Below are 15,198 nucleotides of genomic sequence, written 5' to 3' on the forward strand. Positions count from 1 at the left end.
ATGATAGAAGAATTGCCGGATGATATAGATAACGATGAACTGGACGACGTAGAGCCGGTTGGCGACGAGGCGCAACTCTATGAACACTTCCGTATAGTGGTGGACAAGGGGCAGGAGATGATGCGTGTGGACAAGTATCTGTTCGACCGACTGACAAACGCTTCCCGCAACCGTATTCAGAAGGCTGCCGATGCAGGCTTCGTGATGGCCAACGGCAAGGCTGTGAAAAGCAGCTATAAAGTGAAGCCGCTGGATGTCATTACCATGATGATGGACCGTCCACGCTATGAGAATGAGGTTATTCCCGAAGATATTCCGCTTGAGATAGTATATGAGGACAAGTATCTGATGGTAGTGAACAAACCTGCCGGCCTGGTGGTGCATCCCGGTCATGGCAATTATCATGGTACGCTTGTCAACGCCATAGCTTGGCACATGAAGGATAATCCCGATTATGATGCCAATGACCCGCATGTGGGACTGGTGCATCGTATCGACAAGGATACTTCCGGCCTGCTGGTGATAGCCAAGACGCCGGATGCCAAGACAAATCTCGGTAATCAGTTTTTCAACAAGACAACAAAGCGCCGCTACCGTGCGCTGGTCTGGGGAAATGTGGAGCTGGACGAAGGTACCGTTGTCGGCAACATCGGCCGTAATCCCAAAGACCGTATGCAGATGACTGTTCTTCCCGACGACCAGGGAAAACATGCCGTCACTCATTACCGGGTACTCGAGCGTCTGGGATACGTCACTCTGGTGGAATGTATCCTCGAAACGGGACGCACCCATCAAATCCGTGTGCACATGAAGCACATCGGACACATACTTTTCAATGACGAACGTTACGGCGGACATGAAATCCTGAAAGGAACCCACTTCGCCAAATACAAACAATTTGTAAACAACTGCTTCGACGCTTGTCCGCGGCAGGCATTGCATGCCATGACGCTGGGGTTTGTACATCCCGTCACCGGAGAAGAAATGGACTTCACTTCGGAATTGCCCGATGACATGACCCGGCTGATAGATAAATGGAGAGGCTATATCAGTAACAGAGAATTAGAATGAAACGCACGATTGCTATTGTAGCTGGAGGAGATACCTCCGAATTCCACGTCTCCCTGCGTAGTGCACAGGGGATTTACTCCTTCATCGACAAGGAGAAGTATACCTTATATATTATAGAAATGCGCGGACTGGACTGGCATGTACAGCTGCCCGACGGCACCAAGGCTCCGGTAGACCGTAACGACTTCAGCTTCGTGCTGGATGGCGCGAAAGTGACATTCGACTTTGCCTACATCACCATCCACGGGACTCCGGGTGAGGACGGCCGTTTGCAGGGCTATTTCGATATGCTCCACATCCCTTATTCGTGTTGCGGAGTGCTGGCGGCGTCGCTCACTTACGATAAGTTTGCCTGCAACCAGTACCTGAAAGGTTTCGGCGTACGCATTGCCGAATCGTTGCTGCTACGTGGCGGACAGTCGGTGACGGATGAAGACGTGATGGAGAAAATCGGTCTGCCTTGCTTCATTAAGCCCAGCTTGGGAGGTTCCAGTTTCGGCGTGACCAAGGTGACGGCGAAAGAGCAGATACAACCTGCCATAGCCAAGGCATTTGCGGAAGCGCAGGAAGTACTGGTGGAGGCCTTTATGGACGGAACCGAGATTACCTGCGGCTGTTACAAAACAAAAGACAAGTCCGTAGTGTTCCCCATTACGGAGGTGGTGAGCCACAACGAGTACTTCGATTATGAAGCTAAGTATAATGGTGCGTCTGACGAGATTACTCCTGCCCGCATCTCGGACGATTTGACCCGCAGGGTGCAGGCGCTCACTTCTGCCATTTATGATATACTCGGGGCCTACGGCATTATCCGCGTGGACTATATTATTACCAAAGGTGAAAAGATCAATCTGCTGGAGGTAAATACCACTCCCGGAATGACTGCCACCAGCTTCATTCCCCAGCAGGTTCGCGCTGCCGGGATGGATATGAAGGATGTAATGACAGATATTATAGAAAATAGGTTTAATCATTAATCATTATGAATGCGAGCGTAGAATTTGATGAAATCCGTCCTTATCATGATGAGGAACTTCCTCAGGTTTATGAGGAGCTGATTGCCGATGAGGCATTCCGGCAGGCAGTGGAGACTGTGATGCCTGGTGTACCTGTTGAAGTGTGGTCGCAGAAAATGCGCGCATGTAAAACCAAACTGGAGTTTCAGAAGACTTTCTGTTATCGACTTTTGTGGAAGTTGGCAAAGGAGGCTACGGACGGATTGACTCTGGAGCATACAGCGTTGCCGGTTGACAAGTCGGTGGCGTATACCTATATTTCCAACCATCGCGACATTATTCTTGACTCCGGTTTCTTGTCCATTCTCTTGGTAGACCAGGGCATGGATACGGTAGAGATTGCCATTGGTGACAACCTGTTGATTTATCCGTGGATTAAGAAATTTGTGCGTGTCAACAAGTCCTTCATCGTGCAGCGTGCGTTGACCATGCGCCAGATGCTGGAGGCTTCCGCACGCATGTCCCGCTATATGCACTATACCATTGGCGAGAAGAAACAGTCCATCTGGATTGCACAGCGCGAAGGGCGTGCCAAGGACTCCAACGACCGTACGCAGGATAGTGTGCTGAAGATGCTGGCAATAGGCGGTGAAGGTGACATCATTGACCGTTTAATGGAGATGAATATAGCTCCGCTTGCCATTTCTTATGAATATGACCCTTGCGACTTTCTGAAAGCGCAGGAATTCCAACTGAAACGGGACATTGAAGGCTATAAGAAAACGAAGGCTGATGATTTGCTGAATATGCAGACCGGACTGTTCGGCTATAAAGGGCGGGTACATTTCCAGACGAGTGCTTGCATAAATGACGAATTGGCGAAAATGGACCGTTCGCTTTCGAAGCCCGAACTCTTTGCACGTATGTCTGCGCTGATAGACAAGCGTATTCATGCCAGTTACCGGATGTATCCCAATAATTATGTGGCGCACGACCTTCTCGAGGGGAATGAGGATTTTTCCGACCATTACACTGCCGAGGATAAACAGCGCTTCACAGACTACATGGAACAACAGCTGGAACGCATTTCCATTCCCGATAAGGATGTGGATTTCCTGCGTGGAAAGATGTTGTCGATGTATGCCAACCCGTTGAAGAATTATCTGGCGGCTATAAAAGAATGAATACATGAAGAAGTACTGTGATTGGTGGCTTTTGCCTTTGTTGGCCTGTCTGTTGGCTGGTTGTGGCGATGATGATTATCATTATCCTTCCGTGAGGTTGGAATTCTTGACTGCCTTTTCGGGGGCTGACGGCTATCTGCGGTCTGTTGTGACGGATGAAGGGGAAACCTTGCCGGTAGTGGAGGACAAGACAAAGACGAACATAGAGTCGAACGCCTCGGTACGTGTCATCAGTAATTATGCTTCGGAGGTTACTCCCGACGGAACTGCCGGTGCGGTACTGTATGCTTTGAGCGGTGTTCTCTCTGTTGCTCCCCAGACAGCCGACAAGTTTGAGGAGGGCGTCAAGACGGAGCCTGCTGATGTGCTGGGCATCTGGATGGGACTTGACTATCTCAACATGGTATTGACAGTCAAGGAGAATGGTGAGCATAAGTTTCATTTCGTAGAGGATGAAATAACCGTGGATACCACTGCCGGGTGCAGTGAGGTATACCTGACGCTGTATCATGATGCAAAGGAGGAGGTGGTATCGTATACCAGGCGTGCCTACGTTTCCGTACCTTTGAGGCAGTATGCGGCAGAGGGTATACGGAAGGTTATGGTTCATTTTAGTGTGCACACTTATTCTGGTGACATCAAGGCTTACGATTTTGTTTATAACCCTGACTAAAATGAAATATTCGATGAAGACATTGTTCGCTGGCCTTTGCCTCGTTTTTGCCATCCTATTTTCCTGCGGGCAGAAGGAAGGACAGTTCAAGTCTGTTTCAGTGGATGACTTTTCCACATTGATAGCCAATCCGGAGGTGCAGCTTCTGGACGTGCGCACTGTTGCCGAATACTCGGAAGGACATGTGCCCCACAGTATCAATATCAATGTGCTGGATGAGTCGTTTGAAACGATGGCCGACTCCACTCTGCAGAAAGACAAACCGATTGCGGTATATTGTCGCAGTGGTAAGCGCAGTAAAAAGGCCGCCGCCATACTGAGCAAAAAAGGATATATAATCTATGATCTTGACAAAGGTTTCATCGGTTGGGAAGAAGCGGGGAGGGAAGTGGAAAGGTAATAACGGTTGTGCAGAAACACGGTTCTTTCATTCATTTAAGGGAGTTAGAAGGAATGGAAGAGAGCCGGAGGCGATAGTATCGCCATACATTAACAGAATTATCGGTTTTTAACTCCTGAGCCCGAAGGGCGATAACTCCTTCTAACTCCCTTAGGTGAAAGAACTGTGAGTGATTATTAGATACCTTCAAGTAGTCTTTTCAGCACCACTGTTGCTGAAATCTCCCGATTGGCCGCTTCGGGGATTACGATGGACTGCGGACTTTCTATCACATCATCTGTCACAATCATGTTGCGTCGAACCGGCAGGCAGTGCATGAAGTAGGCATTGTTGGTAACAGCCATCTGGCGCTCGCCTACTGTCCAGGCGCGGTCTTTGCTCAATATTTGTCCATAGTTGTCGCCAGTATAGGCAGCCCAGTTCTTGGCATAGACAAAATCAGCTCCTTCAAAAGCCTTCATCTGGTCATATTCTACGTGGGCATTTCCTACAAATTTGGGGTCGAGTTCATAACCTTCGGGATGCGTAATCACAAAGTCATAATCTGTTGCATTCATCCATTCGGCAAAGGAGTTGGGGACAGCCTGGGGCAATGGACGCGGATGTGGAGCCCATGTCATCACTACTTTGGGGCGTGTCGTCTTCTTATACTCCTCAATGGTTATCAAGTCGGCAAAACTCTGTAACGGATGGCGTGTGGCAGCTTCCATGGAGAATACCGGTCGGCCCGAATGCTTGATGAACTGCTCCAGTATCACTTCGTTGTAATCGTCTTCCTTGCTTTCGAAACGTGCGAAAGAACGTACGCCGATGATGTCGCAATAGCAGCCCATCACGGGAATGGCTTCCAGCAAGTGTTCCGGTTTGTCACCGTCCATGATGACGCCACGTTCCGTTTCCAGTTTCCAGGCTCCTTGGTTGATATCCAGTACAATCACGTTCATGCCCAGATTCAATGCGGCCTTCTGTGTACTGAGGCGGGTACGCAGGCTGGAGTTGAAGAAAATCATCATCAGCGTTTTGTTACGTCCCAGTTCCACATATTTGAAACGGTCTTTCTTAATCTCGAATGCTTCGTTCAGTGCAGACTTTAGGTTACCTATGTCCTGCACACAAGTAAAGTTCTTCATATTACAGTCTTTTTAGTGTATCTATATCTTCGCTATATCAGCTGTCAAGGTCTGGTCTGTCCGGAACCTTCGACAATCCATTTGTATGTAGTGATTTCTTCCAGGGCCATCGGACCGCGGGCGTGTAGCTTTTGGGTGCTGATGCCGATTTCGGCACCAAGTCCGAATTGTGCGCCGTCGGTGAAGGAGGTCGGTGCATTGACGTACACACAAGCGGCGTCCACTTCCCGGCAAAACCATTCGGCCCGTGTCTTATCGTCCGTAATGATGCATTCGCTATGCTTGGAACCGTGTTTTCGGATATGTGCCAATGCTTCCTGAAAAGAATTCACGGTTTTAATGGCCATCTTGTAGTCCAGGAACTCTCTGCCGTAGCACTTTTCAGAGGCGAGTCTCAACAAATCGGCGGGATATTTGCCAAGCAGGCTGTGGTAGGCAGGTTCATCGGCAAATATCTCTACATTGCTTGATTGCAGCGGCAGGCATAGGTCGGGCAAATTGGCCAGGCTGTCGGCTTCAATAATCAGGCAATCTAAAGCATTGCATACACTGACGCGGCGTGTCTTGGCATTGGCAATGATGGATGGACCTATGCTTATATCGCCATAGCGGTCGAAGAGCGTATGGCATACGCCGGCGCCAGTCTCTATAACCGGTACTGTGGCATTCTGACGTACGAAGTTTATCAGGCTGCTGCTGCCGCGCGGAATTATCAAATCTACATAATCGTTGGCGTGCAGTAGTTCGGCAGTCGCCTCTCTGTCGGCAGGAAGCAGTTCCACGATGTGTGTATCTACATTGAAATGTTCCAGTACTTCGTGTATCACGCTGATTATGGCACGGTTGGAATAATCTGCATCGCTCCCGCCTTTCAGAATACAGGCATTTCCGCTTTTAAGGCAGAGTGAGAATACATCGAAACTGACGTTGGGACGAGCTTCGTAGATAATGCCTATGACACCAAAAGGCACACTGACCCTTTTTATCTTCAATCCGTTGGGCAATATACTTTCTTTAAGCACCTTTCCCAAAGGAGAAGGGAGGGCAGCTACGTTGCGGATATCCGCAGCAATGTCCTGCAAACGGCTTTTTGTCAGTCTCAGGCGGTCGTATTTAGGGTCGGTAGAAGGCATATGCTCCAAATCCTTCTGGTTTTCACTCAGAATGAAGTCTGTTTTATTTATGGCAGCGTCTGCGACAGACAGTAATATCTGGTTGATTTTTTTGTCGCTCAATGCTAACATATTACGGCTGGCATCTTGTACGGCGACAAAAGTTTTGTTTAAGTTCATTTCCTCATTGAATATAGGGTGATAAATATGCAAGTATAAATATATATCGTGGGATAATATTCGTCTGTGGTTTATTCTATATATAGGTAGTCGTAGTGCACTACGGATTTCTTTCCATGTTTTCCCATTGTTTCCCGCGCCTGACTGGAGTCGCAGTTGGCTTTTCCCACACCGATGGGTTTACCGTTGAAGTCGATAATCCGTACGATGTCATCCTTCTCGAACTCACCTATAATGTCAGTGATACCTACTGGGAGGATGCTTACTGCTTTGTCCGAGAAAAGCAGTTCGGTGGCACGATGATTGATGTGCAGCTCACCTTTGGCAAACCCTTCACTGTGCGCAATCCATTTCTTGATACTTGATACCGGTTCCGGAGACGGAATGAAGCGGGTATAGTTTAAAGGATTAGGGATTAAGGATGAGGGATTGTCGTCCGGAGTGATGGGGCAGTCCCATCCTTTATCCTTCATCCTTAATCTTTCATTCTTCATTATTTCCACGAGGATGTTGTCCCGCTTCCCGTTAGCTATGATAACTGTGATGCCTTCATCTGCCACTTTACGGGCAATGTTGGTTTTGGTCAGCATGCCACCGCGCCCGAAGCTGGACTTGGAAGTTTGTATGTAGGAGGAGAGGTCTTTGTCTTGTCCTATTTCACGGATAACCCGAGAACCCGGGTCGGTGGGTGAACCGTCGTAGATACCATCTATATTGCTGAGAATGATTAGTGCCTGAGCATCCATCATGGAAGCTATCAGACCGGACAGCTCGTCGTTGTCGGTAAACATCAGTTCGCTTACAGAAATGGTGTCGTTTTCGTTGACAATGGGAATAACGCCGTTCTCCAACATTACGGTCATACAGTTTTTTTGGTTGAGGTAATGGCGGCGGGTGGAGAAGTTCTCTTTCATTGTGAGTACTTGTCCTACGGAAATGCCATGCTCCCGGAACAGCTCGTAGTAACGGTTGATGAGCTTGGCTTGTCCCACGGCGGAAAAAAGCTGGCGCTGGTCTACACTATCCAGCTTCTTGGCGGGGCACACTTCGCTACGTCCCGAAGCAACGGCTCCGGAAGAAACTAGTATTATTTCTATGCCGGCTTTGTGTAGCTCGGCTATCTGGTCTACCAAAGCGGACATACGGGTAATGTCGAGAGTACCGTCACGACGTGTCAAAACATTGCTGCCTATCTTGATGGCAATTCTATTGAAATCAATCCCCATTGTGTTTCTTTTCGTATTCGCAGACTACTTCCATGGCAGCTTCGGAGTCTTTCTCATTGACGAGAACGGAAACATCTACCGCAGTGGCAGGCAGTACAACGTTTACTACCATTCCGTCTTTTGTTACAGCTTCAATATCACTATTTCCCAGCAAGCTCTTTACTAGTTCTGCTTCCCACGGTGAACCGGTGAACACCTCAACAAGTTTGCTTTTGTCTTCTTCTTTCATGATGGTATGAATTTAGAGGTTTTTGTCTTACAAAGATAACAAATGTTTTTGTTTTAATGTTTAATGCTGACGGATTTATAGTTCAATCCTCTCAACTCTTATCGATTCATTCAGGAAAGTGGAAGCCGATTCAGTGAATTTCTCCTCCGATTCTGTGGTGCGGTAGACGCATCTTCCGCCTTTGGTGCATTTTCTGTCCATTTCCGGATGGCGGTGAAGATAGTCTTTCAGGCTGTCTGCCACCAGTTCCCCTTGGGTGACGGTTGTGATGCCGTCGGGCATGTATTGCTGTATCTTAGGCAACAGCAACGGGAAGTGCGTGCAGCCCAGGATGACGGTGTCTATTTCCGTGTCTTTGATTAGCAGGTTGTTGATGTTCTTGCGTATGAAGTAGTCGCTACCCTCACCTTGTGCCTCATTGTTTTCTACGAGTGATACCCATAGGGGGCAAGCTTCACCGCTCACTTTTATGTCGGGGAAGAGTTTATGCACTTCCAGCGGATAGGATTCCGACTTGATGGTTCCTGCCGTGGCAAGCACTCCCACATGGCGGCTTTGGGTAATGCTCCCTATACATTCTACAGTCGGACGGATTACTCCCAACACACGGCGCATTGGGTCGAGACGAGGCAAATCATTCATTTGTATGTTGCGCAGGGCTTTTGCCGAAGCTGTATTGCATGCCAGGATGACGAGGTGGCAACCCATCTCGAATAGTTTGGTGACTGCCTGTAAAGTGAATTCATAGACAATCTCGAACGAGCGGGTTCCGTAAGGCGCACGTGCGTTGTCGCCCAGATAAATGTAATCATATTGGGGAAGTGCTTCCCGTATCTTGCTTAGGATAGTCAGTCCACCATATCCGGAATCGAATATTCCGATGGGACCGGCTGCAGAAGGTAATGTTTGTTTCATGCGTTCTAAAGGCTATGTGTCATGCAAAGATAATTCAAATTTCTCAGTAATGTATAAAAAATAAGCGCGGACAAAACTATCCGCGCTTGCTCTATTATAAATAATTCTATTATTTAATGCCCAATTGCGTTTTAACTTTGGCGGTTACATCGATGCTCTGTGCTCCAACGAAAGGTATCGGGGTACGAGCCAAGTCGAAAATGTAGACAACGCTTTCAGCTTTGCCCACAGCCTGAATGGCTTCGTCCAGTTTCTGATAGATGGGAGCCATGGCATCTTGCTGTGCTTTCTGCATGCTTTGATAAGCTTCTTGCTGGAACTGTTCTTGACGTTGAGCCATATCCTGCAACTCTTTCTGGCGTCTTTCTGCAATGTTTTTCGGCAGAGAGTCGGCTTGTGCCAGGAATTCCTGATACTTCTTTTGGAATTCTTCGTTGGTACGCTGCATTTCATCCTGATATTTTTTAGACATGGCGTCTAAGTCAGCTTGAGCTTTGGTAAATTCAGGCATAACAGCGATTACTTCCTGAGAATTCATGTGGGCGAATTTAGCTTGCGCCATAACTCCCAGCGGGAGGGCGAACATAACTACGAGTAGTGCGATTTTTTTAAGCATAATGTTTATTATTTATTTGAATGATTATTCATCGGGGGCAAATATAGCGCAAACTGAACGCAATACAAAATAAGCAAGCTTATTTTTAATCCTGAAGAGTCTATATTCCGAAACAAATGTATGAAATTAATTTGAATATCCCAGTCTTGCAAGTACCTCATTGCTGACGTCAATACTTGGTGAGGCAAAAATGATACTTGATGCGGAAGCACGGTCTACAACTACTGCATATCCGTTCTGTGTAGCAATTTCCTTTACAGCATTGTATATTTCATCTTGAATAGGTTGCATCAGACTTTCACGTTTCTTATATAGCTCGCCTTCCGGACCGAAATATTTGCGGCGCAGTTCGGCTGCCGATTTTTCTTTAGCGACAATCTCTTCCTCCTTTTTGCCTCTCTGTGTTTCAGAAAGGGAAGCAATCTGAGACTGATAGTTCTTGTACAAAGTCTTGGCTTCTTCGGAAATCTTTTCAACTTCACTCTGCCATTGTCTGGAAACTTGTTCCAGTTGTTCGTTGGCACGTTCATAGGCAGGAATATTTTCCAGGATATATTCCATATCAATCAAGGCGAACTTCTGTGCACTGGCTGTTGTGCTTACTGCAAACAGCGTAAAAAGAATCAATAAACTCTTCTTCATAACGATACTGCGTTAATTGTCAATTATCAATCGTCCATTACTTAGAATTCCTGTCCCAAGATGAAGTGGAACTGGCTGCCACCATATTGCGAGGAACCCATTATCTTGTCGAAACCGTAAGCCCAGTCAATACCCATCATACCAATCATCGGGAGGAAGATGCGGACACCGACACCGGCTGAACGCTTCAATTCGAACGGATTGAACTTATTGACATCATGCCATGCATTACCGGCTTCTACAAACGTTAACGCATAAATACTGGTACTTGTTTCGAGCATCAAAGGATATCTTAATTCCAGTCCGAGACGTGTATAGGCATAACCTTCAGAACGGTATGGAGTCAATGAACTGTTCTCATAACCGCGGAGGGCAATACTTTCTGTAGCATAGCTGGAGTAGCCGGTCATACCGTCACCACCTACGTCAAACGTTTCGAACGGAGATTTTTTGTATTTGTTGTAGTGTCCCAGCAGACCGAATTCTACACGTCCCATCAATACCGGAGTACGTTTAACGGTAATCGGGTCCATCAACGGGATATAGATTTTGGATTTGAATTTCCACTTGTGATATTCAATCCACTTGTGCATCTTGTTCATGTCTTCCTGACTGCTGGTGCTGTACTTGCTGTAATCGGTACCGTCAAACAGAGAGAAAGGCGGTGTGATTTGTGCAGACAACGAGAATTCGGAACCTTGGCGTGGATAAATCGGATTGTCGATAGAGCTACGGGACAAGGTCAAGTTGAGGCTGAGGTTGTTACACTTACCGTTGGTAACCGGGAAGTACTGCCAGTCACTCAGAACATAACGTTGATAAGACAACTCGGCTGTGAACTGGAAGTAGTCATCCGGCCATTTCAAACGCTTACCGAACATCACTGCGAGACCATACATCTGGATAGATTTGTCCGGGTCGTAATAATTCTCGTAGTTATTGTAGCTGCCGTAGTTGTACATACCGTAGCCATACATACCGCTATAAAAGCTGTTGTAATAGCTGTTCATGTAGGCCGAATTGTAATAACGGCTACTGATGTCGGTCTGGCGGGAATAGAAAGCTGATACGGAGAACGCGTTCGGGCGTTTACCGCCAAACCACGGGTCATAGAATGAAACGCTGTATGACTGATAGTATTTGGCATTGGTCTGGCCGCTGATGGTCAACGTCTGACCGTCACCTTGCGGGAGAATACCACGGTAGTTCTCACCCGGATGTAGCAGGTTGGACAGAGAGAAGTTGGTGAACTTCAGACTTAACTTACCGATAATACCCGTTTGTCCCCAACCGGCAGAGAACTCTACTTGGTCATTGGCTTTGGATACAAGGTCGTAACCGATGTCTACCGTGCCGTCTTCCGGTCTCGGTTGGATGTCGGGTTGGATTTGTTCGGGGTCGAAGTGTCCCATCTGCTGGATTTCACGCATGGAACGCATCAGGTCCTCACGGCTGAAGAGTTCGCCCGGACGGGTACGGAGTTCACGGCGTACCACGTTTTCATATAAACGGTCGTTACCGTTGATGCTGACTTTGTTGATGGTAGCCTGGCGGCCTTCGTAGATACGCATTTCTAGGTCGATGGAGTCGCCCACGATGTTTACTTCCACCGGTTCGAGGCTGTAGAACAGATAACCGTTGTTGTAGTAGAGGTTGCCGATGGCATCGTCGTCGGTCATTGTACGTTCTTCAAGCAGCTTTTGGTTGTAGACGTCGCCCTTCTTCATCTGGAGGAGGAAGTTCAGTTGTTCGGAAGGATAAAGTGTGTTACCTACCCAAGTTACATTGCGGAGGTAGTATTTCTGTCCTTCCTCAATCTGCATGAAGATGTCCACCGTGCGGTCATCATAAGGCTTGATGCTGTCTGTCACGATAATGGCGTCGCGATAACCCAGTTCGTTGTATTTATCGATGATTAACTGTTTGTCCGCTTCGTAGTTGTCCTCAATGAATTTCTTGGTGCGGAACAGATTGATCAGTTTGCCCTTTTCGTTTGTTTTCTTCATTACACGCTTCAGCTTCTTGGTTGCGAGAACCTCGTTGCCTGTGATGGTGATTTGATGTACTTTCACTTTCTCTTTTTTGTCGATGTCGATGTTGACAATCACTTCATTTTTCTTTTCCGGATCATCCCGTTGAGTGATGATTACATCTGCATTCTTGAAGCCCTTGTCGTCAAAGTATCGTTTTATCAGGGTCTTGGCACGGTCTACCAGATTAGGTGTAATCTGCCCACCCTTTATCATACCGATTCTGCTTTCCAAATCTTCACGCTCCGACTTTTTCACACCGTTGTAGCGGATGTCGGAAACACGCGGACGCATCGTCAGACGAATGGTCAGCCAGATTTTGTCACCCTCAATTTTGTCTGCTGTGATTTCCACGTCCGAGAACAGACCATGGCGCCAGTAGCGCTTACAAGCTTGTGTAATTTCATCACCCGGCACGGTGATGGTCTGCCCTTTGGACAGTCCGGACAATCCGACAATTACATAATCCTCATAGTTTTGGGCTCCTTCAACCTTAATGTCGGCTATTTCATACTTCTTGGGGGTTCCCGAATAGAGTATAACCGGCTTTTCGGCTTCATCGGTGTTGTTTATGTCCTGTGCTGCTGTTGTCAGAGTGCAGCCGAAAAGGCAGACAAACGTTACGAGTATGGAGAAAATACGATAGTGCATCTTTTTATTTACTATTTTACAATTTACTATTTACTATATTGGGTGTCCGTTGATTAATTGATTTGCTCGCTGGTCTTGCCGAACCTGCGTTCGCGTTTCTGATAGTCGCATATGGCTTTACGTAGTTCTTCTTCGCGGAAGTCGGGCCAGTAAGTATCACAGAAATAGAGTTCCGAATAAGCGCATTGCCATAGCATGTAGTTGCTGAGGCGGAGTTCGCCTCCGGTGCGTATCAGCAAGTCGGGGTCGGGCATGAAGCTGGTTGTCAGATGGCGGGATATGAGTTCACTGTCAATTTGCTCGGGCTTTAACTCACCTTTCTGTACCAGACCGGCCATTTGTCGGGCAGCTTCCGTTATTTCCCAACGGGAAGAGTAACTCAATGCCAGCACTAGACACATTCCCGTGTTGTGGGAGGTGTGTGCCACACAAGTGATGAGCCGTTGCTGTACGTTGGCAGGCAGTTTTTCAATATCTCCTATTACTCGGAAGCTGATATTGTTCTTCATGAACGTCTCTTCCTCTATGGAGTCGAAGAGCAGTCCCATCAGGGCGGCTACCTCGTCCGACGGACGATTCCAGTTCTCGGTAGAGAACGTATATAAAGTAAGGTATCTGACTCCTAATTTAGCGGCTTCCTCTGCAATGATATGCACAGTTTCCGCACCGGCCTGATGTCCATAGCTACGTTCGTGTCCACGCTGCTTGGCCCACCGTCCGTTACCGTCCATGATAATCGCCACATGCTGTGGTATCCGGTTTAGATCGATTTCTTCCTTGTATGACATCATTATTATTGTATTTCGAAGCCCAATCTGTTAAGACGTCCGCGCCATACCTCATTCTTGGTTCCGTTACCGCCGAATATTACCCAGATGAAGTCCCGTTTGTCTGCCGGGGCCACTGTCTTGTCTTTCGTCGGTTCCACTATGATGGAATACGCTCCTTTACCTTTGAATTCCTGAGGTAGCAGGAATTTGGTTTCTGTCTGGCTCCACGCAATGCCCGTGATGGAGCTGTAGATGGCGTCAAGTTCTCCTCCAAAACAATAGAGCATACCGCCATAGAACATGATGGCGGGGTTCACTATGCTGGGACAATATGTGTCGTACATTGTGTTGTCCAAACTAGCCCAACCTTTGCCGTCCAATGAGAACCAGGGTATTGTCTCTTTTTCACTGACCGGCGGCATTCCTACCAGAATCACCTTCTCTACACCATTGCCGGTTCGGGTCTGGGTTGTGGATATGTTTTCGGTAGGGAATCCTGCCGGTACTTCCTCAAGGATAAGGTTGTCAGCCGTGTTTTCCGCTTCCCAATTCTTTCCGTCTTTACATATATTGAAATATTGCTTTCCGTTGATTTCCACAATGCCCGAAAGCCGGTCAGAGAAACCATTGATGAGGACTATGACATTGTCTCCCAATGTGGTGACTTCTGTCCAAGCGGCGCCATCAGTGGAGCTGAATACTTTTTTGCTTTTCGTCACCATATAGAGTGCATCGTTATACTCTACGGCAGATGTCAGCTTTACATCTGAGGGGAGGTTGCTGACATTAATCTCACTCCAGTTGTATTTATCGGGCGCAGTTGATGTCTTGTAAGCGGTAGTGTTGGAAGTGTAGACAAACAGTTCGTCACCCAGTACAACCGCTTTTTGCTGGCCTAAATTGATGGTATTGGAGAATACATTCCCTCTTTTCTGCATGTCTGTCCAGACGAGTGAGTCCGGGTCTTGCAGATGTACATTAATTTTCAGTTTATATTCTCGGATTGTAATGCCATCGGCGGCATGTGCTTTGAATAGCATGCCGGCATCGTTGTTCATGGCGGGTCTTAAATCTACGGAGTCCGACATGACAAATACCGTGTCGGTAGGCGAGCCTGAAGTTATCCAACCGGTAACGTCCATAGTATCAATTAAAATACGGTCGATGATGGTATCCGAACCTACGGGCAAGGAATCCCTGTTATAGATGAGTCTTTTAAGCTGGTCAATTGTAAATTTGTAATGTTTGCCATGTATGGTATCAATACCAAAAGCATGTATAGTAGCATCGGAGCTGAATTCATAATTGTCGTCAGAGTCAAGGCATGAACTTAGAGCAAATGACACAATAAGAAAACTCGCAATTACTGATAGAAACTTTATTCTCATTTTGAAAGTTAGTGTTTATTTACAA

The 15,198-nt window shown here is 47.3% G+C and carries 15 protein-coding genes; 5 read left to right on the forward strand and 10 right to left on the reverse strand.

The genetic code is table 11. The features are described from left to right. From E5355_RS01905 to E5355_RS01925, 5 genes are read left to right on the forward strand one after another with little or no spacing between them, the layout of a single operon-like run. Window positions 1-1,071 (forward strand): RluA family pseudouridine synthase, encoded by a 1,071-nt coding sequence (locus E5355_RS01905; protein ID WP_136008983.1) that lies wholly within the window; start codon window positions 1-3, stop codon window positions 1,069-1,071. Beyond that, the gene (locus E5355_RS01910) at window positions 1,068-2,048 is read left to right on the forward strand and encodes a D-alanine--D-alanine ligase (protein ID WP_136008948.1); all 981 of its coding nucleotides are present in this window, start codon (window positions 1,068-1,070) and stop codon (window positions 2,046-2,048) included. The genes E5355_RS01905 and E5355_RS01910 overlap by 4 nt, the downstream gene beginning before the upstream one ends. Window positions 2,049-2,053: 5 nt before the next feature. Next, entirely contained in the window at window positions 2,054-3,211 is a 1,158-nt protein-coding gene (locus E5355_RS01915; protein ID WP_136008949.1) for an acyltransferase, read from the forward strand. A gap of 4 nt (window positions 3,212-3,215) precedes the next feature. Further along, window positions 3,216-3,884, forward strand: a complete 669-nt coding sequence (locus E5355_RS01920; RefSeq protein WP_136008950.1) for a hypothetical protein — start codon at window positions 3,216-3,218, stop codon at window positions 3,882-3,884. Between the two features lie 13 nt (window positions 3,885-3,897). Next, window positions 3,898-4,284, forward strand: coding sequence for a rhodanese-like domain-containing protein (locus E5355_RS01925; protein WP_136008951.1), 387 nt, complete (start codon window positions 3,898-3,900; stop codon window positions 4,282-4,284). A gap of 176 nt (window positions 4,285-4,460) precedes the next feature. Here the strand turns inward: E5355_RS01925 and E5355_RS01930 are convergent, their stop codons facing one another. The 10 genes from E5355_RS01930 to E5355_RS01975 all read right to left on the reverse strand — a co-directional run bounded on the left by E5355_RS01930 (window position 4,461) and on the right by E5355_RS01975 (window position 15,173). Continuing rightward, a complete protein-coding gene (locus E5355_RS01930; protein WP_136008952.1) occupies window positions 4,461-5,414 on the reverse strand; it encodes an acetylornithine carbamoyltransferase in 954 nt (317 codons plus the stop codon). A gap of 44 nt (window positions 5,415-5,458) precedes the next feature. After that, complete coding sequence (locus E5355_RS01935; protein ID WP_136008953.1) at window positions 5,459-6,706, reverse strand: glutamate-5-semialdehyde dehydrogenase; 1,248 nt, start codon at window positions 6,704-6,706, stop codon at window positions 5,459-5,461. A 71-nt stretch (window positions 6,707-6,777) separates the two neighbouring features. Continuing rightward, window positions 6,778-7,932: a glutamate 5-kinase gene (gene proB / locus E5355_RS01940; protein WP_136008954.1), complete on the reverse strand. Its 1,155-nt coding sequence runs from the start codon at window positions 7,930-7,932 to the stop codon at window positions 6,778-6,780. After that, the gene (locus E5355_RS01945) at window positions 7,922-8,161 is read right to left on the reverse strand and encodes a DUF2007-related protein (RefSeq protein ID WP_136008955.1); all 240 of its coding nucleotides are present in this window, start codon (window positions 8,159-8,161) and stop codon (window positions 7,922-7,924) included. The genes proB and E5355_RS01945 overlap by 11 nt, the downstream gene beginning before the upstream one ends. Before the next feature lie 75 nt (window positions 8,162-8,236). Then, on the reverse strand, window positions 8,237-9,076 hold the full coding sequence (gene murI / locus E5355_RS01950; RefSeq protein ID WP_136008956.1) for a glutamate racemase: 840 nt from the start codon (window positions 9,074-9,076) through the stop codon (window positions 8,237-8,239). A gap of 109 nt (window positions 9,077-9,185) precedes the next feature. Then, window positions 9,186-9,692, reverse strand: a complete 507-nt coding sequence (locus E5355_RS01955) for an OmpH family outer membrane protein (RefSeq protein ID WP_136008957.1) — start codon at window positions 9,690-9,692, stop codon at window positions 9,186-9,188. Between the two features lie 126 nt (window positions 9,693-9,818). After that, the gene (locus E5355_RS01960) at window positions 9,819-10,334 is read right to left on the reverse strand and encodes an OmpH family outer membrane protein (protein WP_136008958.1); all 516 of its coding nucleotides are present in this window, start codon (window positions 10,332-10,334) and stop codon (window positions 9,819-9,821) included. Window positions 10,335-10,375: 41 nt separating this feature from the next. After that, window positions 10,376-13,015 carry an outer membrane protein assembly factor BamA gene (gene bamA / locus E5355_RS01965; RefSeq protein WP_136008959.1) on the reverse strand — a complete coding sequence of 880 codons (2,640 nt, stop codon included), beginning with the start codon at window positions 13,013-13,015 and terminating at the stop codon, window positions 10,376-10,378. 53 nt (window positions 13,016-13,068) lie between these two features. Next, window positions 13,069-13,803, reverse strand: coding sequence for an isoprenyl transferase (locus E5355_RS01970; protein ID WP_136008984.1), 735 nt, complete (start codon window positions 13,801-13,803; stop codon window positions 13,069-13,071). A 5-nt stretch (window positions 13,804-13,808) separates the two neighbouring features. Then, on the reverse strand, window positions 13,809-15,173 hold the full coding sequence (locus E5355_RS01975; protein ID WP_136008960.1) for a DUF6242 domain-containing protein: 1,365 nt from the start codon (window positions 15,171-15,173) through the stop codon (window positions 13,809-13,811). Window positions 15,174-15,198: the final 25 nt, after the last annotated feature.

This window comes from Bacteroides muris (ex Afrizal et al. 2022), from assembly GCF_004793475.1.
Lineage (GTDB): Bacteria > Bacteroidota > Bacteroidia > Bacteroidales > Bacteroidaceae > Bacteroides > Bacteroides muris.

Coding starts and splice junctions, on each gene's coding strand:
- E5355_RS01905 (WP_136008983.1), top strand. CDS start 1: ATGATAGAAGAATTGCCGGATGATATAGATAACGATGAACTGGACGAC.
- E5355_RS01910 (WP_136008948.1), top strand. CDS start 1,068: ATGAAACGCACGATTGCTATTGTAGCTGGAGGAGATACCTCCGAATTC.
- E5355_RS01915 (WP_136008949.1), top strand. CDS start 2,054: ATGAATGCGAGCGTAGAATTTGATGAAATCCGTCCTTATCATGATGAG.
- E5355_RS01920 (WP_136008950.1), top strand. CDS start 3,216: ATGAAGAAGTACTGTGATTGGTGGCTTTTGCCTTTGTTGGCCTGTCTG.
- E5355_RS01925 (WP_136008951.1), top strand. CDS start 3,898: ATGAAGACATTGTTCGCTGGCCTTTGCCTCGTTTTTGCCATCCTATTT.
- E5355_RS01930 (WP_136008952.1), bottom strand. CDS start 5,414: ATGAAGAACTTTACTTGTGTGCAGGACATAGGTAACCTAAAGTCTGCA.
- E5355_RS01935 (WP_136008953.1), bottom strand. CDS start 6,706: ATGAACTTAAACAAAACTTTTGTCGCCGTACAAGATGCCAGCCGTAAT.
- proB (WP_136008954.1), bottom strand. CDS start 7,932: ATGGGGATTGATTTCAATAGAATTGCCATCAAGATAGGCAGCAATGTT.
- E5355_RS01945 (WP_136008955.1), bottom strand. CDS start 8,161: ATGAAAGAAGAAGACAAAAGCAAACTTGTTGAGGTGTTCACCGGTTCA.
- murI (WP_136008956.1), bottom strand. CDS start 9,076: ATGAAACAAACATTACCTTCTGCAGCCGGTCCCATCGGAATATTCGAT.
- E5355_RS01955 (WP_136008957.1), bottom strand. CDS start 9,692: ATGCTTAAAAAAATCGCACTACTCGTAGTTATGTTCGCCCTCCCGCTG.
- E5355_RS01960 (WP_136008958.1), bottom strand. CDS start 10,334: ATGAAGAAGAGTTTATTGATTCTTTTTACGCTGTTTGCAGTAAGCACA.
- bamA (WP_136008959.1), bottom strand. CDS start 13,015: ATGCACTATCGTATTTTCTCCATACTCGTAACGTTTGTCTGCCTTTTC.
- E5355_RS01970 (WP_136008984.1), bottom strand. CDS start 13,803: ATGTCATACAAGGAAGAAATCGATCTAAACCGGATACCACAGCATGTG.
- E5355_RS01975 (WP_136008960.1), bottom strand. CDS start 15,173: ATGAGAATAAAGTTTCTATCAGTAATTGCGAGTTTTCTTATTGTGTCA.